We start from the raw sequence: 17,953 nt of genomic DNA, 5'->3' as shown, positions 1-17,953 counted from the left end.
TCCGCCGCTACATCATCTGGCGAAACCGCAATGCCGACAACCGGCACCTACGCGCCGTCGTGGACAGGGCAAACGTTGCCTGATCCGGCACTAGCTCTCTGTCGGTGACTTGAGCGGGACAGCGCCCCGATTCCTGACAGGAACAACATGTGACATGGATCACAGGGAGGCAGGAGTGCCGCCAACCGATGCTCGCAACGTCGAGGCGGCGCGCATGGGACTCCGTGGGCGCGTGATGCCGCTCAACGCAAGGCGTGTCACTCACTCAACGCCACGGCCTGGACGACGACACGGCCACGTCAACATCACCAAAGGACGGCCTCCGAGCACCTGGAAGCAACAGCTCGCAATAGGCGAGAGAACCGGCGGACGCCACCGGCCTGTTGACCGGACTACGGGAGTACACGCCGGGCGGGAGCGCATCCCTGCTCGGGCGTCGACGGCTTCTACGACTGGGGGGTGGCGTCGGACCGCCGCTTCGCCAGGATGCGCCGGTTCCCGCCCGGAGCCGGCGGGGTGGTCACCCCAGTGCAGGGCGTGTGCGGCGTGCGGTGTGTGCGGGCCCCTCCGCTGTGGTGAACCAGAACAGGGCCGCGCACAGGAAGGCCGCTGCCGCGAAGACCAGCGATTGTGTGACGGAGTCGTCCCGCGCCCCGGCGACGAGCGCGCCGGCCGCTGACAGTGCCAGGGCGACCGCCGGCAGCGCACGAGGGCGCCGCGTGACGCCTGGTGCGTCGGCCGGTGGCAGCAACCGGGCCGCGAGGCTGTAGCAGGCGCAGGCCAGCAGTGTGGAGCCCAGTACGTCGCTGGGCCGGTGGTGGTAGGTGGCCTGGACGGCGCCGGCGGTGACGGCGAGCCACAGCATGCCGGCCGCGGTGACGTAGGGGCGGATGCGGGGGGAAGCGACGAGGGCGGCGCCGAGGGCCAGCCCGGCGGGGATGGCCACGTGTCCACTGGGGAAGCTCGGCTCGATGAGCGAGACGCGCGCGTCCACCAGGTCGGGGCGGGGCAGGATCATCCGGGTGAGTTCCTTGCTCCCGAGCGTGACCATGACGATCCCGGTCGCCGCGCAGCCTTGCCACCAGCACCTCCGGACCAGGGTGACGGCCGCGATGACGGCGATCCCCACGAGCAGGGTGGGCATGGCGCTCTGCTCCAGGGGCGGCAGGGCCCATGACTGGTAAGCCGACCCCGACCAGTCGTAGATCCATGCCGGTTCAGCGCCGACTTCTTTGCTGAACAGGGCGTTCTCCGCCCGTTGCCCGAACGGGGTGCAGACGGCGATCAGGTAGACCACCAGGAACCCCAGGAGGCACAGCGGAGCCGAGGCCCGTAGCCGTATCGTCCGCGCGGGGCTGGGTTCGGCCGTGGTTCCCGGGACTGGGCCGGGGTTTGGGTGTGTGGACAAGGTCGAGGGATCTTGCTGAGTCATCGCTTTCTCTGTCTTCGTGGGGGAGCAGTGCGGTCACGCGCCGCTTTGGGCGACAGGTGAGCCGACAGGCCCGGTCGGCCCATCGGGGATCTGCTCCTATTCGAGGAGTGCCCGGCTCTGCCGGCGCTGGGCGGCGATCGCCAGGGCCGGTAGGGGTGCGATCAGGAGGAGGAGGACGACCAGGTCCGGCAGGGACCGCATGAACGCGTTCGGCTGGATGACGATCGCCTGCGTGCGGATGAACGCGACCGCCGCGACGGGGATCAGCCACCGGTAGTCACCGGTGGCGGCCGTCGCCGCCCACGCGGCGATCAGCGCGGCGACTTCGAGGGCGAACAGGCCGCGTTGGAAGGCCGGACTGATGGAGATGATGTGCAGGCCCCCGGCCACGAACATGGCGAGCACGACGGGGACCAGCCAGCGGTACGAGTGGCGCCGCAGCCGGGCGGGACGGCAGACCGCCAGCACGGCGCACGCGGTGCACAGTGCCCCCGACAGCACCAGGTCACGGGCCGTTATCGGGGCGCCCAGCCCGTAGTAGCCCAGGCCCACCTTGCCCTCGTCGCCGAAGAACGTATTGCTGTTGAACGTGGCACCGACGTAGATCATCGCTGCTGCGGCCGGCAGGGCGATCCACGGCTTACCGCGTAGCAGGGCGATCAGGCAGACCAGCGGAAGCAGCCCGTAGGGCAGGAGCCGTGTCCGCGTGCCGGGACCTTGCGCCCACGGGTACCAGCCGGAGAAGTGGAAGGCGATGGCATGCCGACCGGGATCGATGTGCAGTGCCCAGTGCCACACATCCTGCAGGTACGGCACCAGTGCCAGCGCGGCGAGGACGAGAGCGGTCAGATGGATGCCGTGCAGCCACCACGGCCGGGCCGTGTCGTCGACGACGGCACGGGCGCGGGCCTGCACCCCGGCACGCGCCAAGGCGACGACCTCCCGCAGCGGGGGCCAGGAACGGCCGGGATACGCCTCGGCCAGGCAGGCCAGCAACTCCTCACCCTGCCGGGAACGGTAGGGCTCGGGATAGGCCGCAAGCAGCAAACGGTTCATGCCGGGGCCGCTCCGACATTCCGCGAGCGTCCGATGACGACGGCCGCCGCCTGCTGCATCCGCAGCGCCTCCCGGCCGAGCGCCTCGGTGCCGTCCTCCGTGAGCCGGTAGTACCGCCGCGCCCGCCCGTCCACGATCTCCTCATGGCCGGCGGCCACCAGCCCGGCCCGCTCCAACCGCTCCAGCGCGCCATAGAGAGTGCCGACAGCGATCCGGAGCCGCCCGTCGGTGGCCTGCTCGGCTGCCTTGATGATGCCGTAACCGTGCAACGGTCCGTCCATGAGCGCAGCAAGGATGAAGTACTGCGGTTCCGTCAAGGACGGGTTCTGTCTTGTCATGCGTCGAGCATATATCGAGCTACGAAATATATCTGCCAGCCGTGGGTGATCACGGCAGCTCCTCCATGCCCGCAGCGAGCGTCACCCTCTCTCGACCGGCGAGCGCGACGGCGGTCTCCTCGACGCACCCGCGCGGCATTGGCGGATGCTCACCGCGACCTGGTCCGGGCCGAGCGGAACGTCATTCCCACCGTGTCCGCCGGACCCGTCTCCCGCCCGTTGAACTGCCCGTGGAGCAGCCTCTGTTCGCCCGGACCGGCTGCGCGCAGCCGGCGAGGCAGCGTTCGATGAGGCCCGACCCGAGCGGTCGCTTCCCCGGTGCCCCCGGGAAGCGCAGATCGCCGCCTGTGGCCGTCCGGCATGCCCCGTCGGTGATTAGGGCTTGCACTTCCGGGGGCTTAAGCCGAGAGCAACATCGCGACCGTCACCATGGCAAGCAGCCCTATGTACGCCCAGGCATAGGTGCGGTCAGGGATCCGCGGCGGGCGCCGCCGCAGTACCGCGATCACCGGTAGAGCTCCGAGGAGCAGCGCCGAGGCTGCGCGGACGTCGATGAGACCCAGCAGGTGCACGTGCGCGTCAGCGGCGGCGGGAACCGCAGCGCCGCCCAGGGACACCGCGGTGGCCGGGAGCGCGATGGCGAGGGTGAGGGGGTTGGCCAGCGCAGTCGCCACGTGCATCGTGTGCCCGGCCCGCCGCATCGCGGGGACGGTCATGACGCTGCCTCCCACGCCGAGGAAGGCCGCGACCGCACCGACCGGCGCGCCGAGGACGGCCGGCAGCGGACGCGGAGCGTCGGAGGTTGCCTCGACCCGGGGGCCCGGGCGCAGGAAGCCGGGGCGCAGGAGCAAGTCGGCGATGGTGAGAGCGATGTACGCGACGAACGCCCAGCGGGCCAGATCGGCCGGGGTGAGGCGCGTGGCGAGCGCGCCGGCCGAGGCACCGGCCGCCAGCAGGAGGAGCAGCATGCCGCTGCCGCGGAGCGCGAGGAGCACCCGCCGCGGTGTGACGGCTGTCGCGAATCCCGCGTTCACCACCATCACCAGGGCCGAGGTGGCCGTCGCCACCCGCATCGCGTCCGCGCCGAGTGCGACGTCCGCCCAGACCACGACCGGCACCGCGACGAACCCGCCGCCGAACCCGAACAACACCGTCGTCGCCCCGGTGAGGAGTCCGATCCCGATCAATGCCACAACGTCCATGGCCCCACTCCACCAGTTCCGACGGACTTCTCGCATGCGATGGTCGGCACCATTCCTTCGCGTCTCAGCCAGTAGAATGGCTGGGTGAAGAACGTCTCCCTGGCCGACGTCGACCACGTCGACCGGGTCGTCCTGCCGATCGGTACCGACTACCCGCCCGGCCACGTACTGGACTGGCACGAACACCGGCGCGCGCAGTTCCTCTACGGCGCCTCCGGGGTCATGGTCGTCGACACCACCGAGGGCACCTGGACCGTTCCGCCCGAGCGCGCCGTACTGATTCCGGCCGCTACCCGGCACCGGGTCCGCATGCTGGGGGTGAGCACCCGGAGTCTGTACATCGAGCCGGATGTCATTCCCTGGTGGCCCGTCACCTGCACGGTTGTGGACGTTCCGCCGCTGTTGCGTGAACTGCTCCTGGTCGCTGTCGAGTTCGAGATCGACTACAGCCTGTCCGGGCGGGAGGGAAGCATTGCCGCCCTCCTCCTGCACGAGATCGCCGAGCGTGCCCCGCTCCCGTTCCACGTCGGGATTCCCGCTGCCGCTGACCTCGCGAGGCTCTGCCGCGAGTACCTGGCCGCCCCGGACGCCGGCGTCACCAACGCCACATGGGCCGCGAGGGTGGCCATGAGCGAACGCGCCTTCACCCGGCGCTTCCGCTCAGAGGTCGGTGACAGCCCCGCCATCTGGCGGGCCCGTGCCCGCCTGCTCGCGGCCGTGCCGCTGCTGCGCACTGCGTCGGTCAGTGAGGTCGGTGGCCGTCTCGGCTACGCCTCTCCCGCCGCGTTCACCGCCGCCTTCACGCGCACCTTCGGCATGCCCCCGTCCCGCTTCGCCGCGAGCCGTCAAGGCGGCGGTCCCAGCCGCAGCTCCTGACGGCACCCTGACGTATCCGCACCCCGTTCCGGCGAACGATTACAGGCGGCCTGACCACCGACGTCGCACCTGTGGCGCCCGGCCGTACTGGCAGGCGCGCCGCCAGCACGACGACCAGCTCACACGGCTTCGGCTACCTGCGTGTGACTGAGCCGGCCCGGACAAGTCCTGGCCGGCTGCCGCTACCTGCCCGACGCTACGAACGCGAAGCCGACCTCTCCTTCACCAGCATCGCCTGCACCCTCATCTGCTACCGCAGACTCACCAGATGAAATGACTTCTGAGCCCGTTCACCAGGGTGAGCCCGCGGTAGTTCGAGAAGCCGTTGACCGTGCTGCGGCGCGAGGACGCCACGGTGGTGCGACGGGTCCGGCAGTGGGGACTTCCGTTGGATGACCGACTGCTGCTCGTTGCCACCTACTGGCGGACGAACTTGACGATGCGCCAGCTCACCCCACTGGTCGTCTGCCGCCCGGAGGTGGTGAAGCCGGCGAGTACGCGGTGGGAATACTGGCACGGGCTGAAATGGTCAGCCGCCGCCACCAAGGTGAGAGATGCCCATGGCCGACACGAGGTTCAACGAGATTTTCGGGGTTGAGCCGCACAACCTGGACCAGGTGCGATACCGCGCGGACCGGTTCGGCCTGCAGGTCGCTGCCGTCGTCGAGGGTGAGGGTGACGGGCCCGGTCGGGTCCGGGCGGCGCATGGCGGTCACCTGGGTGGCCGATCCGCACGTCCACGCCCGCCGCGGTGAGACTGCGTACTACGAGCTCTCCCGCGAATGGTTCCATGCGGGGAATCAGGCGGCGGGCGAGCAGGGTGACCTGGGAGCCCGGGCCCTGCCAGAGGGGGGCATCTCGACGCCGACTCCGCCGCTTCCGACGATGGCGAGCCGTGCGGGTGCCGTGCTGGAGTCGATGCCGTGCCGGTTTGTCCAGGGTGGGGCCTCCTGGATGCCGCGATCCTTACCTCTCCGACACGGAGGACAACCCCATGGGTTCGCTTGATCCGGCCGGACGCGTGGCCCTGGTGACTGGAGCGACCGGCGGCATCGGCGCCGCGACCGCGGCGCTGGCCCAGCAGGGAGCGCACGTACTGGTCGCCGGCCGCGACAGTTCCCGCGGCGAGTCCGTGGTCGCCGCCATTCGTGCCCGCGGTGACAAGGCTGCTTCGTCGCCGCCGATCTGCGCGAGACACAGTCGGTGCGGCAACTGGCGCGGCGGGCCGCGGACCTGGGCGGTGGCCGGGTCGACATCCTTGTCAACAACGCGGGCATCTACCGGTTTGGGCCTACCGAGAAGGCGGCGGAGAGCGAGGCCGACAGCGTCTACGCGCTGAATGTGGAGGCGCCGTTCTACCTGGTGGCGGAACTCGCGCCGGCGATGGCCGGGCGGGGCGGCGGTGTGATCGTCAACGTGAGTACCGCCGTCGCGGCGTACGGGGCCGCGGGCATGGCTTTGTACGGGCCGAGCAAGGCGGCCGTGGAGCTGATGACCAAGGCACGGGCCGCGGAGTACGGCCCGCGCGGGGTGCGGGTCAACGCCGTCCGCCCCGGACCGGCGCGCACGGAGGGCACGGCCGGCATGGGCGAGGACCTCGGCGCCCTGGCAGCCCAGGCCCCGGCGGGCCGACCGGCCGAGCCGAAGGCGATCGCCTACCTGGCCGGCGACGCGGCGAGCTTCGTCCACGGCGCCGTGCTGCCCTTGGACGGAGGCCGTACAGCCGTCTGACTCGCGCGGCCTGCCGGGCGTCCCCGGCCGCATAGCACCGGCCCGGAGCGCCCGGCAGGACACCGCGGCGCGTCGTGGGGCGCCCGCAGCGTTTCCTGCTCCCGCCGCTGCCCGACAACACCCTCTTCGATCTCACCGCGCGTGCTACGTCCCCGCTCCCACAGCTGCGGAGGTCGGCGGCGACTGGTACGACTACTTCGCGCTGCCCGACGGCGCCGACGCCCTGATCATTGGAGATGCCATCGGCCACGACGTACAGGCAGCCGTCACCATGAGCGAGATGCGCAACATGCTCCGCGCCCTCGCCTGCGACCGGCGAGAACCCCACAGCGACATTCTGCGCCGCCTTGACCTCGTCTCCCACACCCTGTACACGGGCCACATCGCCGGCTGTCTCTACGTACGCCCCGAAGCCACCCAGCACGGTCGCTGGAACCTGTGTTTCTCCAACGCGGGACACCAGCCCCCCGCTGCTTGTCGAGCACGATGGCGACACCCGCTGCTTCGACGACACGCAGGGCCTGCTCCTGGGCGTGGACACCGGCCAGTCTCGCCCCGACCGGCAGGAAGTCCTACCACCCGAGGCCACGCTCCTGTTCTGCACCGACGGCCTGATCGAACGCCCGGGGACAGCGTCGCGGATCGGCTGCGCCGCCTCCGCGAGGAGGCAGTGGCCCTCGCTCGCGAGCCGCTCAGCACGTTCCGTGATGAAGTCCTCACCGGTTTCGGAAACGGAAGCACTGACGACATCGCACTCCTCGTCGTACGCCTGCCCACACACCTCAGCGGCCGGCAAGACCTCCCGGTGAACCCGGTCAAGAAGCCAGGGCTCACCGTGCCTGCGGATGTGACGTTCGCTGGTGGCAGGAGGCCGTAGCCGGAGGTGGCACCAGTAGCGTGTCGCAGGCACGTCACGCTGCTGGCGGGTGAAGCGGTAGAGCCGCGGGCGACTTCGGAGATCCTTCGCACGATGAGTGGCGACGATGCCATCAAGAACCGGCGTGCGGCTGACCTTCCTGAATCTCCACGGCGGACTTCCCAAGGGTCCGGGAGACGAACAGCATGCTCAGGCTCTTCGGCGGAACGGATCGGTACAGGTCAGCATTGCCGGTCACCTCCAGGTGGGTTCAGGCACTTTGTGTCCATACTTTCACTTCGATCCGCTTGTAACATGTCACCCAAAGGGTGACAAGTGGGATGTCGTGCGAACGATGGCATGTATGTGGCCCGGAGGGTTGTCCGTGACCGGAACGGCCTCAAAGACGCCAAGCCTCCCTGGTCTGCCAGTCGTTTTTGCCGTCGCTGCGCAGGCGCTGGGCGTAGTCGAAGTTGTGGTGCGTCGGGCTTGCACACCCGGCGGAGCGGAGATCGCTGCCGCGGCCGGGCCGGGAGAGGCGGTGGATACTCACCGTCTGATGCGGGACGTATGCCGACGGCTGGCGGTGTGGCAGCCGGGGCTCATCGAAGCGGCGCGTGGAGCCGGGGCCGGCTGGGCTGATATCGCTCATCCGCTGGGCGTCAGCTGCCGCCGGGCCGCCGAGCGCCGATACCTGCGCCTGTGTACCGGTCACGTGGGCACTACCGGGGAACAATGGATACAGGCCATCCGCGATCGCTGGGCTGCCGACGGCGCTGTCTCGGCCTGGGCGCGGGGCGACGCGGCGGACCTGCGCAGGCTCACTGGAGAGATCACGTCCCTCATCGGTCTCCCCGAGCGGGCCCGCGCCGCCATCGCCGAACTCGGCGTCGCCCTCGGCGAAGACGACCCCGTCCGTCTCATCGGGCCGCTTGCCAAGGTGTGCCCATATCTGGAGGGGCGCCGCGATCTCACTGGGCGCGTGGACCGCGTTGTGCGGCAGGTCGAGAATCTGCGTAGCCGCAGACAGCCTCGCAGGGTGAGAGGGAGGCCGGGGGCAGCGGGGCCGGAACGCCCCACGGCCGGGTCGGGAGGTGAAGCAGCAGGCAGACCATTCGTTCAGGAGCTGGCTCAGGTCTATCCGTGAAAGGCATGAGGGAGGCAGTGATGGCGCGGGCAGTGGGCATTGATCTGGGAACGACGAACTCCGTGGTGTCTGTGCTCGAGGCCGGCGAGCCGACGGTCATCGAGAACACCGAGGGCGCGCGGACCACTCCGTCGGTGGTCGCCTTCGCGAAGAATGGTGAGGTGCTGGTCGGCGAGGTCGCCAAGCGGCAGGCGGTGACGAACATCGAGCGCACCGCGCGGTCGGTCAAGCGGCACATGGGGGACGCTCATTGGCGTTTCCCCGAGTCCGGTGACATCGACGGCAAGCGGTACACCGCGCAGGAGGTCTCCGCCCGGGTGCTGCAGAAGCTGAAGCGGGACGCCGAGGCGCATCTTGGGGAGGACGTCACGGACGCGGTGATCACTGTCCCGGCGTACTTCAACGACGCTCAGCGCACCGCGACCAAGGAGGCGGGTCAGATCGCGGGCCTGAACGTGCTGCGGATCATCAACGAGCCGACGTCCGCGGCGCTGGCCTATGGCCTGGACAAGGAGAACGACCAGACGATCCTCGTCTTCGACCTCGGTGGCGGCACCTTCGACGTATCGCTGCTGGAGATCGGCGAGGGCCTGGTGGAGGTGAAGGCGACCAACGGTGACACGCACCTCGGTGGTGACGACTGGGACCAGCAGGTCGTCGACCACTTGGTGAAGCAGTTCAAGAACGGTTACGGGGTGGACCTGTCCAAGGACAAGATGGCCCTCCAGCGGCTGCGGGAGGCCGCGGAGAAGGCGAAGATCGAATTGTCGGCCGCGACCGAGACCACGATCAACCTGCCCTACATCTCGGCGTCGGCCGAGGGCCCGCTGCATCTGGACGAGAAGCTGACGCGCGCACAGTTCGAGCAGCTCACGGCGCCACTGCTGGAGCGCTGCAAAGGGCCGTTCCACAACGCGGTCAAGGATGCCAGGATCAAGGTGTCGGACATCGATCATGTGATTCTGGTGGGCGGTTCGACGCGGATGCCGGCGGTGACCGAGCTGGTGAGGGAGCTGACCGGCAAGGATCCGCACAAGGGTGTGAACCCGGACGAGGTCGTCGCCATCGGCGCCTCGCTCCAGGCCGGTGTCCTCAAGGGTGAGGTCAAGGACGTCCTGCTGCTCGACGTCACCCCGCTGTCCCTCGGTATCGAGACCAAGGGCGGCATCATGACGAAGCTCATCGAGCGCAACACCACGATCCCGACCAAGCGCTCCGAGATCTTCACGACGGCCGAGGACAACCAGCCGTCCGTGCAGATCCAGGTCTACCAGGGCGAGCGCGAGATCGCGGCGTACAACAAGAAGCTCGGAATGTTCGAGCTGACCGGCCTGCCGCCGGCCCCGCGCGGCGTCCCGCAGATCGAGGTCGCGTTCGACATCGACGCGAACGGCATCATGCACGTCGCCGCCAAGGACCTCGGCACCGGCAAGGAGCAGAAGATGACCGTCACCGGCGGCTCCTCGCTGCCGAAGGACGACATCGACCGCATGGTGCGCGAGGCCGAGCAGCACGCGGAGGAGGACCGGCGGCGCAAGGAGGCTGCCGAGACCCGCAACCAGGCGGAGAGCCTGGTCTACCAGACCGAAACCCTGCTGCGGGACAACGCCGACAAGATCCCCGCGGATGTGCGTTCCGAGACCGAGGCCGCCCTGGCGGAGGTCAAGGAGAAGCTCAAGGGCGAGGACACCGCCGAGATCCGTACCGCCACCGAGAAGGCATCGGCCGCCGCGCAGCGGATCGGCACCGCGCTGTACGCGCAGGCGCAGGGCGGCGAAACCGCTGGAGGAGGTACGGCCGGCGGCGGCACCTCCGGAGACACGGGCACCGGTGGCGATGAGGTCGTCGATGCGGAGATCGTCGACGACGAGCAGAAGGGAGGTACCGGATGAGTAAGAACCCGCGCTCAGAGCACCGCGGCGATCGGTCGCCTGTGGTGGTGTGCGACCTACACAGGGCCGCCCCGGTCACCCTCCGGGATGGGCGATGCCCGGATGCCTCAGGTCCGACCGGGACTGGTTCGGACGGCGCCGGTACGGCGCGCCCCGGCTCCGGCCAGAGCGGCTATGCGGAGGCCGCACGGCTGCGTGAGCGGATCGCGGAGCGGACCGCGGACCTGCAGCGTGTGAAAGCCGAGTACGACAACTACCGCAAGCGGGTACGCCGCGACCGACTGGCCATACGGGAGATCGCGGTGGTCAACATCCTCACCGGTCTGCTTCCGGTCCTGGATGTCCTGGAAGAGATCCACCGACAGGGCGACGACCACGGCGCGGTGACAGTCCTCTCCGACGTACTTGAGGCGCGGCTGGCGGCTCTGGGCCTGCGGACCGTCGGCGCAGCGGGTGAACCCTTCGACCCCCACTCGCATGAAGCGATCACCTACGACGCCTCCGGTGCGGCCCAGGCCGTCTGCACCGAGGTGCTGCGGCACGGCTACCGGGTCGGCGACCACCTCCTGAGGCCGGCCCAGGTAGCGGTGACAGGGCCCGCCCCCGCCGAATAGTCGCACGGGGCAAGTCCCGGGACCCGAGCCGGGACTGCCTCGTGCAAGGGGCACGGCGCACGCCGCCTGTCGTCAGTCAGCCACGGAGTGCAGCAACTCGGGCGCGGGCTCCTGGCCACGGTTGTCGTCGTGCTCGTAGTTTGCGAGGGCCAACCCGATCGCGAAGAAGGTCGCCGACCAGATCGGACACCTCGTGCGGCGAGGCCGAGCGGGCGGCCGCCTGCCCAGCTTCGACGCGGCTGCCTGCAAACAGCGGAACACCGTCGAACGGTGCATCGCCCGTCTCAGGCAGCGGTGCGTTCCGGCCATGCGAACCGACAGGCTCGCCATCGCCTTCCAGGCCGCACTCCGCTTTGCCGCCCTTCTCATCTGGATCCGCTCGTGACGTTCCACTGAAGGCCCGTTCTTGGAACGCGACGCCAGTCCCATTGCGGGTAGCGGCCGATCAGGGCAAGGAACTCGCGGGGTGGCAGGATGTCGTCGTGGTTGGTGTCGACGAGCCCGTCGAAGCCGGGCAGGACGTGCCCCAGGAAGGCACGAACTGCCTCCATGGACTGGCCGGACACACAGACCCCATAGGGTGTGCCGATCCGGGCCGCGATCTGCTCCGGTTCCTCTGGCTCGAAGTCCGCCAGGACCCCGCCCCATAACGCCGACCCCACCCACTGGCTGCTGTCCACCACCGCACTGGCCCTCGGGCTCTGGCTCAGCGAACGTGGCGGGTGCGCCTGGGGGCAGTGCGCCGCACCCGACTGCAACCACTACTTCATCGACACTGGTCGCCGCACTCCCCAGCGCTACTGCGCCCCCCGCTGCGCAACCCGGGTCCGGGTGGCCTCGCACCGAGCGCAGCGGGACAGGTAGAGCGTGCCGTCGGTATCGGCGCCCAGGCGGGTTCGGAGTCGGAGATGCGAGCCTGCAGGCTGGGTTTGGACCAGGCTGCGCGGGTCCATGGCCTCGCGTGCGGTGTCGCTCGTGACGCCGGGTTTGAAGTGGACGAGCGCCACGAGCTTGAAGCCGTGGCCGGAGGCCTGAATACCGGTGACGGCGTCCGGGCCCAGCACCTGGATCTCAGGGGTGTGCAGGTCGATTCCCGCGGGACGGTGGGGTCAGGGCGGGGCGTTGACGCGTGCCATGCTGGAACTTCCGGTTTATGGCGGCGAGCGGGGAAAGCGGCAGGGTGAGGAAAGTGAAACGGGTGAGCCGGACGAGGATCTGGGACCGGTTCTCAGCCTCCGACCCCGGACTGTTGCGGCTGATGGCCGGCCTGCGAACAGTCGGCGCCATCGCGCTCACGCTCGTGGTCCTGGCGTTGCTCAAGGCCGATGTGAGCCACATGGTGGCAGGTGCCATCGCGGCCATGGTCGCGACCTTCGCCATCAAGGAGAAGCAGCGGCGCGAACAGGCCATCACGCTCGCGCTCGGCCTGCCCGTGGCGCTCGTGGCGATGTCACTGGGAGCGGTGTTGAGCACCGAGGTCGTCGCGGGCGACCTCTTCTTCCTCGCGTTGATCTTCGCAGCGGTCTACAGCCGCCGGTTCGGCGATCGCGGTACGGCCCTGGGACTCATCGGGTTTCAGATCTACTTTGTGTCCCTGTTCGTCAGAGCCGCGGTTTCCGCGCTGCCGGGGCTGTGCGGAACGCTGGTCGTTGCGTTCGTCTGCAGCGCGGTCGTGCGGTTCGGCCTGGTTGTTGAGACACCCGAACGGATTCTGCTGCGACTGCGCGAGGCGTTCCGCGCCCGCCTCGCTCAATTGGTGTCCGCCCAGATCGAGTTGCTCGACGCCGGGCCGGACCACGTCGAGAAGGCGCTGGAGGACGTACGCCGGCACACCGCGCGCCTCCACCAGAGCGCGATGATGATCCAGGGGCGGCTGGAGGAGGGCACCAGCGACAGCGCCACCGCCTTGCTCGTCCAGCGCCGTGTCGCCGACGCCGAGATCGCCGCCGAGCGGCTCGGCGTACTCATCCTCACCGCGCGCAGCTCCGAACGTGCCGATACGCTCACGCTTCATCTGCCGCACGCGCCCGTGCCGGCGCCTGGCAACCGGCTGCAGGCACAGGACGACATGACCGCGACGCTGCGCCGTGATCTCAACGTGTTGCGCCTGCTCGTCGCCCGCCCGGCCGCGAACAATCGCGGCGCCGCGGTGGCCCACCTGCGCAACCGGCTGCTCGGCTATCGGGACGAGGAGAATCTGCCGTGCGCCTCGGCCCCCGTCCAGGACGTCTTCCGCGGCATCGGGGAGGCGGCGCGCGCTGTCATGGGCCTGCGGCTGGCCCTCGACGGGCCCCAGGACGAGTCCGACGACACCCCTGCGACGACGCGTTCCCGTGAGGAACTGGACGCCGAGAACGTCGCCATCGCGCAGGCAGAGGAGACCGAGCCTGTCGAGGATGTCCGCAAGGGACTGGAGCGTCCCACGACCCGTGCCGCGGTCCAGGTGTCGGTGGGTTCGGCGCTGGCCATCGTGGGCGGGGAGTTTCTCTCCAGTCAGCGGTGGTACTGGGCGGTGCTGACCTGCTGGGTCGTTTTCCTGAACACGGCGTCCACCGGGGAGATCCTGGTCAAGGGCTACCGCCGGCTGCTGGGCACGGTTCTCGGCGTCGTTGCCGGTGTCGGCCTGGCGGGCCTGGTGGGCCACCATACCTGGACGGCGTTCGCACTCGTGCTGCTGTTCATCTTCGCCATGTTCTTCACCGCGCCGCTGTCGTACGCCCTGATGTCCTTCTTCGTCACGGCGGCTCTGGGGCTGCTGTACACCCTGCTCAACGCCTACAGCTTCGCGGTGCTCGTCCTGCGCATCGAGGAGACCGCGCTCGGCGCCGCCTGCGGCGTGATCGCGGCAGCCGTGATCCTGCCGGTGCACACCGATCGCCGTACCGACGAACTCCTCGGCACGGTGCTGACCCGGCTCGGCGACGTCACCGATGCCGCAGTGGAGCAGCTGAGCGGCGGGCCCGCGCTCGATCTGCTGGACATGGCCCGGGAGCTCGATACGGCACTGGACGATCTGCGGTCCTCCACGCAGCCGTTGACCCACCCGATCACCCCGCTGCGGACCCGCCGCCAGACCGCGCGCTACGTCGTGGCGCTGCTGGAGACGTGCGCCTACCACGCGCGTTCACTGGCGGCGACGGCCGAACTCCTCCCGAACAGCAGGAGCGTCGCCGCGGACCCGCTCCTGAAGGGAGCAGGCCGACGCATCGCCCACAACATCGACGTCCTCGTCGCGCGTGTCGAGGACGACGACAGCGGCGGCGTGGTGGAGACCGGCGCGAGCCTGGCCTCCATGCTGGAGGCGGACAAGCCCGGCTCCCCCCGGCACGACCGTGTCACAGACCGCGTCCTGCGGCATCTGCAGCGCCTGGACGAAGGGTTGATCGGTCTGGCCCGCCCCCTCGGGGTGTCTGTCGCGACACCCGACCGGGCGTCGTCTCGGGGCGGGGGCAGGGGCGTGTAGCCGGGGCCGGCGTCGCAGCGTTCAGCCCACGTTCTGCAGAAACCGGTGTGTGTGGATCCCGGAGTACGGGAACGACTGGGACAGTGTGTCCTCGCCCGGGGTGGCGCGGCAGTACTCCGGCACGCTGGGCAACTGCCAGATCGGGGCCAGTGTCCATGCCGCTTCCGACACCGCGTCGTGTCCGCTGTCCTGGCGGCTGTTCCTGCCCTGCAGGTGGGACGGTTCCGCAGCGTCGGGCGTCGGGCCCGCTGCCGGATCCCCGACGACGAGCGTCATTCGCCCGAAGTGGCAGCTCGCCCCGGAGATGCTCGACGAACTGCCGCGGCCGGGCTGCGGCCTGCGGTGCTTGTCTCGGATGCCGGATACGGCGCGAACGCCGACTTGCGGACCACCCACGAGGACCGGGGCCCGGCCCACGCGCTGCAGGTCAGGGGCGAGACGACTGCATACGTCGAGACGGCCGAACCCCACCGGCCGCCCAATGGCGGTCTCGGGCCCAGGCCGCTGCCCCGCTACCGCACCCGTCCACTCAACCCCTGTCGTCACGCGGGGCCTGGGGGTGTGGTGTCTGACTGCCCGCCCGTACCGCGTCCGTGCCCCAGCTCGCGAGGAGGCGCAGAGCCTCCGCCGACGCGGAGCCCGGCTCCGCGTGGTACACGCACAGGAACTGTTCGTGGTCGTCCGGGAGATGCATCGTCTCGTACGCAAGGGTGAGGTCGCCGACCAGCGGATGCCGCATCCGCTTCACGCCGTGGCCCTTCTCCTTCACGTCGTGCGTGGCCCACAGCCGCCTGAACTCCTCACTCTTCACGGAGAGTTCACCAACGAGCGCCGACAGGTCCGGGTCCTCCGGGTGCTGGCCCGCGTACAGCCGCAGATAGCTGACCATGTCGGACGCCTTGGAGTCCCAGTCCAGGAACAGCTCGCGGTAGTCGGGGGAGAGGAAGGTCAGCCGCGCCCAATTGCGCTCCGCGGGCGGCAGCTTGCCCCAGTCGCCGAACAGCGCCGCCGCCATTCGGTTCCAGGCGAGGATCTCCGAGCGCGCCCCGCCGACGTACGCGGGCACGCCCTCCATCGACTCGAGCAGCTGCTGCAGCGCCACCCGCACCTGCTGCCGCTTGGGCGCCCGGTACTTCCTGCGCTGCTGTTTCGGCTTGGCGAGGTGGGTGAGGTGTGCATGCTCGGCGTCGGTCAGGCGCAGGGCGCGCGCGATCGAGTCGAGCACCTCCGCCGACACATTGCGTCCGTTGCCCTGCTCCAGGCGTGTGTAGTACGCCACCGAGACCCCGGCCAGCTGTGCCAGCTCCTCGCGCCGCAGCCCAGGCACCCGCCTGTGCCGCCCGTGCGAGGGGACTCCCACATCCTCAGGCTTGAGCCGAGCACGCCGGGTGCGCAGGAATTCGCTGAGCTCGGCCCGGCGGTCGAGGCCGTCGGGGAGGGCTGCCTGTCCGTCGTCCGTGGCGGGGGTGTCGTCCATGACCCCAAGTATTCCCGGTTGTACGACCAGGAGCCTGACCCTGTCAGTAGTAGGACCACTGGACGTACGCAAAGCGGTGACCTGGGTGAACAGGCGGTGAGGAGGCACTCTGGAGGACATGACCACGACTGTTGCTGCATACGCCGCCCCCAGCGCCAAGGCCCCGCTGGAGCGCACCACCATCGAGCGCCGCACGGTCGGCGAATTCGACGTCCTGATCGACATCGAGTTCGCCGGCATCTGCCACTCCGACATCCACCAGGCCCGCGAGGGCTGGGGCGCGGCCATCTTCCCGATGGTGCCCGGTCACGAGATCGCCGGCGTCGTCGCCGAGGTCGGCTCCGGCGTGACGAAGTTCAAGGTCGGCGACCGGGTCGGCGTCGGCTGCATGGTCGACTCCTGCCGCGAGTGCGAGAACTGCAAGGCCGGGCAGGAGCAGCACTGCGTGCGCGGGAACGTCGGCACGTACAACGCCATCGGCCGCGACGGCGAGCCCACTTACGGCGGCTACTCACAGAAGGTCGTCGTCGACGAGAACTTCACCGTCCGCATCCCGGACGGGCTGTCTCTGGACGTGGCCGCGCCGCTGCTCTGCGCCGGCATCACTACGTACTCCCCGCTCAAGCACTGGGGCGCGGCCCCCGGTCAGAAGGTCGCCGTGGTCGGCCTGGGCGGCCTCGGCCACATGGCCGTCAAGATCGCGCACGCCCTCGGTGCCGAGGTCACGGTCCTCTCCCAGTCGCTGCGCAAGAAGGACGACGGCCTGAAGCTGGGCGCCGACCACTACTACGCCACCAGCGACCCGGCCACCTTCGACGACCTGGCCGGCACCTTCGACATCATCCTCTCCACGGTGTCGGCGCCCCTGGACTTCGGCGCGTACCTGAGCCTGCTGAAGACGGGCGGCGCCCTGGTGAACGTCGGCGCCCCTGAGGAGCCCGTCTCCCTGAACTTGTTCTCCTTGATCGGCGGCAACAAATCCCTCGCCGGTTCGATGATCGGCGGCATCGCCGAGACCCAGGAGATGCTCGACTTCTGCGCCGAGCACGACCTCGGTGCCGAGATCGAGCTGATCGAGGCGAGCCGGATCAACGAGGCGTACGAGCGTGTGCTCGCCTCGGACGTGCGCTACCGCTTCGTGATCGACACGGCGACGATCTGAGCCGCGCCGCTTTACCAAGCGGGCACGGCACGCGATGGCCGAGCGTGTCAGCGAGGGCCTGGATGCCGGTATCGGTGGCCGACGGGTTCAGGGCCTGGAAGCCGGCCGTTGCCCGTGGCGCCCCGGTGACCGGCGACCTGCTCCGTGAACGACTGCACCCGCCCTCGAAAGGATCACCCAGAGCACGGGGGAAACCTGCTACCTGGCGGTCCCCGCCAGTAACCAATACGTGTACCTCGACGCCGTCGAGGGCCGGGCCCCGCCGCGTCTGACCATTCCGATCGGCGGCCGTGAACCCCTGCTCGGCACAGCCATCGGCCACGCCCCGCCGTCCGTCCGGCCCGATCTGTCCCACCGCCTCGACGCTGAGGAACCAGCGGCCTGGAGGGAAGCCGCCGACAGCGTGGAGCAGGCCCGGGCCGATGGCTACGCCCTCGGCCCGGCCGGCTGCCACGCCGGCATCTCCTGCACAGCCGTGCCGGTACTGGAAGACGGCCGGGCACGCGCAGCCGTAGCCGTCGCGGGACCCACCACACGCCGGCCCGGAGCCCGCCTGCGCCAGATCGCGTAGATCATTCAGGAAGCAAACCAGGCCGCACGCCTCCCAGCAGTCAACCCCAAGGACGCGTAGCCGTCTGTGCCCAACGCACCATGGTCTGCAATCGCCAAGGCCACAAGCACAAGGGGCCACACTCCGTTCGCCCTGA

At 69.6% G+C, this 17,953-nt stretch carries 15 protein-coding genes and 4 pseudogenes; 12 read left to right on the top strand and 7 right to left on the bottom strand.

The genetic code is table 11. The features are described 5' to 3' along the window. Positions 1-520: 520 nt before the first annotated feature. The 4 genes from ACIPEK_RS41430 to ACIPEK_RS41415 form a co-directional block, all read right to left on the bottom strand. The gene (locus ACIPEK_RS41430) at positions 521-1,297 is read right to left on the bottom strand and encodes a phosphatase PAP2 family protein (protein ID WP_402007399.1); all 777 of its coding nucleotides are present in this window, start codon (positions 1,295-1,297) and stop codon (positions 521-523) included. A 231-nt stretch (positions 1,298-1,528) separates the two neighbouring features. Beyond that, entirely contained in the window at positions 1,529-2,488 is a 960-nt protein-coding gene (locus ACIPEK_RS41425) for a hypothetical protein (RefSeq protein WP_402007397.1), read from the bottom strand. Then, positions 2,485-2,826: a PadR family transcriptional regulator gene (locus ACIPEK_RS41420; RefSeq protein WP_402007395.1), complete on the bottom strand. Its 342-nt coding sequence runs from the start codon at positions 2,824-2,826 to the stop codon at positions 2,485-2,487. Before ACIPEK_RS41420 ends, ACIPEK_RS41425 begins: the two co-directional genes overlap by 4 nt. Before the next feature lie 398 nt (positions 2,827-3,224). Further along, positions 3,225-4,028: a sulfite exporter TauE/SafE family protein gene (locus tag ACIPEK_RS41415; protein WP_402007394.1), complete on the bottom strand. Its 804-nt coding sequence runs from the start codon at positions 4,026-4,028 to the stop codon at positions 3,225-3,227. Between the two features lie 84 nt (positions 4,029-4,112). On the opposite strand from ACIPEK_RS41415, the gene ACIPEK_RS41410 reads away from it, so the two are divergent. The 5 genes and pseudogenes from ACIPEK_RS41410 to ACIPEK_RS41390 all read left to right on the top strand — a co-directional run bounded on the left by ACIPEK_RS41410 (position 4,113) and on the right by ACIPEK_RS41390 (position 7,444). After that, positions 4,113-4,904, top strand: coding sequence for an AraC family transcriptional regulator (locus ACIPEK_RS41410; RefSeq protein WP_402007392.1), 792 nt, complete (start codon positions 4,113-4,115; stop codon positions 4,902-4,904). 280 nt (positions 4,905-5,184) lie between these two features. Continuing rightward, positions 5,185-5,364, top strand: a pseudogene (locus ACIPEK_RS41405) (IS5/IS1182 family transposase); the annotation flags it as partial. 330 nt (positions 5,365-5,694) lie between these two features. Beyond that, positions 5,695-6,635: pseudogene (locus ACIPEK_RS41400) on the top strand (SDR family NAD(P)-dependent oxidoreductase). 10 nt (positions 6,636-6,645) lie between these two features. Then, a pseudogene (locus ACIPEK_RS41395) lies at positions 6,646-7,116 on the top strand (PP2C family protein-serine/threonine phosphatase); the annotation flags it as partial. Further along, positions 7,106-7,444, top strand: a complete 339-nt coding sequence (locus ACIPEK_RS41390; RefSeq protein WP_402007405.1) for a SpoIIE family protein phosphatase — start codon at positions 7,106-7,108, stop codon at positions 7,442-7,444. The pseudogene ACIPEK_RS41395 and the gene ACIPEK_RS41390, both read left to right, overlap by 11 nt. A 447-nt stretch (positions 7,445-7,891) precedes the next feature. Here ACIPEK_RS41390 and ACIPEK_RS41385 read toward each other — a convergent pair whose 3' ends face one another. Beyond that, on the bottom strand, positions 7,892-8,206 hold the full coding sequence (locus ACIPEK_RS41385; protein ID WP_402007390.1) for a hypothetical protein: 315 nt from the start codon (positions 8,204-8,206) through the stop codon (positions 7,892-7,894). Between the two features lie 452 nt (positions 8,207-8,658). On the opposite strand from ACIPEK_RS41385, the gene dnaK reads away from it, so the two are divergent. Both dnaK and grpE read left to right on the top strand, forming a co-directional pair. After that, positions 8,659-10,530, top strand: coding sequence for a molecular chaperone DnaK (gene dnaK / locus ACIPEK_RS41380; protein WP_402007388.1), 1,872 nt, complete (start codon positions 8,659-8,661; stop codon positions 10,528-10,530). Further along, positions 10,527-11,144 carry a nucleotide exchange factor GrpE gene (gene grpE, locus ACIPEK_RS41375; RefSeq protein ID WP_402007386.1) on the top strand — a complete coding sequence of 206 codons (618 nt, stop codon included), beginning with the start codon at positions 10,527-10,529 and terminating at the stop codon, positions 11,142-11,144. The genes dnaK and grpE overlap by 4 nt, the downstream gene beginning before the upstream one ends. Positions 11,145-11,509: 365 nt before the next feature. Here grpE and ACIPEK_RS41370 read toward each other — a convergent pair whose 3' ends face one another. After that, positions 11,510-11,827, bottom strand: a complete 318-nt coding sequence (locus ACIPEK_RS41370; RefSeq protein WP_402007407.1) for a hypothetical protein — start codon at positions 11,825-11,827, stop codon at positions 11,510-11,512. Between ACIPEK_RS41370 and ACIPEK_RS41365 the strand changes: the two genes are divergently transcribed. The 3 genes and pseudogenes from ACIPEK_RS41365 to ACIPEK_RS41355 all read left to right on the top strand — a co-directional run. Beyond that, positions 11,727-12,008, top strand: a complete 282-nt coding sequence (locus tag ACIPEK_RS41365) for a CGNR zinc finger domain-containing protein (RefSeq protein WP_402007384.1) — start codon at positions 11,727-11,729, stop codon at positions 12,006-12,008. The genes ACIPEK_RS41370 and ACIPEK_RS41365 overlap by 101 nt on opposite strands. Before the next feature lie 289 nt (positions 12,009-12,297). Continuing rightward, the gene (locus ACIPEK_RS41360) at positions 12,298-14,607 is read left to right on the top strand and encodes an FUSC family protein (protein ID WP_402007382.1); all 2,310 of its coding nucleotides are present in this window, start codon (positions 12,298-12,300) and stop codon (positions 14,605-14,607) included. Positions 14,608-14,656: 49 nt separating this feature from the next. Further along, positions 14,657-15,075: pseudogene (locus ACIPEK_RS41355) on the top strand (transposase); the annotation flags it as partial. 61 nt (positions 15,076-15,136) lie between these two features. Here the strand turns inward: ACIPEK_RS41355 and ACIPEK_RS41350 are convergent. Then, positions 15,137-16,084: a helix-turn-helix domain-containing protein gene (locus ACIPEK_RS41350; RefSeq protein WP_402007380.1), complete on the bottom strand. Its 948-nt coding sequence runs from the start codon at positions 16,082-16,084 to the stop codon at positions 15,137-15,139. Positions 16,085-16,202: 118 nt separating this feature from the next. Between ACIPEK_RS41350 and ACIPEK_RS41345 the strand changes: the two genes are divergently transcribed. Beyond that, positions 16,203-17,246, top strand: a complete 1,044-nt coding sequence (locus ACIPEK_RS41345; RefSeq protein WP_402007378.1) for an NAD(P)-dependent alcohol dehydrogenase — start codon at positions 16,203-16,205, stop codon at positions 17,244-17,246. A gap of 229 nt (positions 17,247-17,475) precedes the next feature. Next, positions 17,476-17,817: an IclR family transcriptional regulator C-terminal domain-containing protein gene (locus tag ACIPEK_RS41340; protein WP_402007376.1), complete on the top strand. Its 342-nt coding sequence runs from the start codon at positions 17,476-17,478 to the stop codon at positions 17,815-17,817. The last annotated feature ends 136 nt before the right edge of the window (positions 17,818-17,953 follow it).

The organism is Streptomyces sp. NPDC088246, assembly GCF_044741025.1.
GTDB lineage: Bacteria > Actinomycetota > Actinomycetes > Streptomycetales > Streptomycetaceae > Streptomyces.
The sequence above is the reverse complement of the archived record's forward strand: the minus strand, read 5'-3'. Positions and strand labels throughout refer to the sequence as shown.

Bases quoted from the DNA above. Each gene is read 5' to 3' on its own strand.
- grpE (WP_402007386.1), top strand. From the start codon at position 10,527: ATGAGTAAGAACCCGCGCTCAGAGCACCGCGGCGATCGGTCGCCTGTG.
- ACIPEK_RS41425 (WP_402007397.1), bottom strand. From the start codon at position 2,488: ATGAACCGTTTGCTGCTTGCGGCCTATCCCGAGCCCTACCGTTCCCGG.
- ACIPEK_RS41345 (WP_402007378.1), top strand. From the start codon at position 16,203: ATGACCACGACTGTTGCTGCATACGCCGCCCCCAGCGCCAAGGCCCCG.
- dnaK (WP_402007388.1), top strand. From the start codon at position 8,659: ATGGCGCGGGCAGTGGGCATTGATCTGGGAACGACGAACTCCGTGGTG.
- ACIPEK_RS41420 (WP_402007395.1), bottom strand. From the start codon at position 2,826: ATGACAAGACAGAACCCGTCCTTGACGGAACCGCAGTACTTCATCCTT.
- ACIPEK_RS41350 (WP_402007380.1), bottom strand. From the start codon at position 16,084: ATGGACGACACCCCCGCCACGGACGACGGACAGGCAGCCCTCCCCGAC.
- ACIPEK_RS41360 (WP_402007382.1), top strand. From the start codon at position 12,298: ATGGCGGCGAGCGGGGAAAGCGGCAGGGTGAGGAAAGTGAAACGGGTG.
- ACIPEK_RS41415 (WP_402007394.1), bottom strand. From the start codon at position 4,028: ATGGACGTTGTGGCATTGATCGGGATCGGACTCCTCACCGGGGCGACG.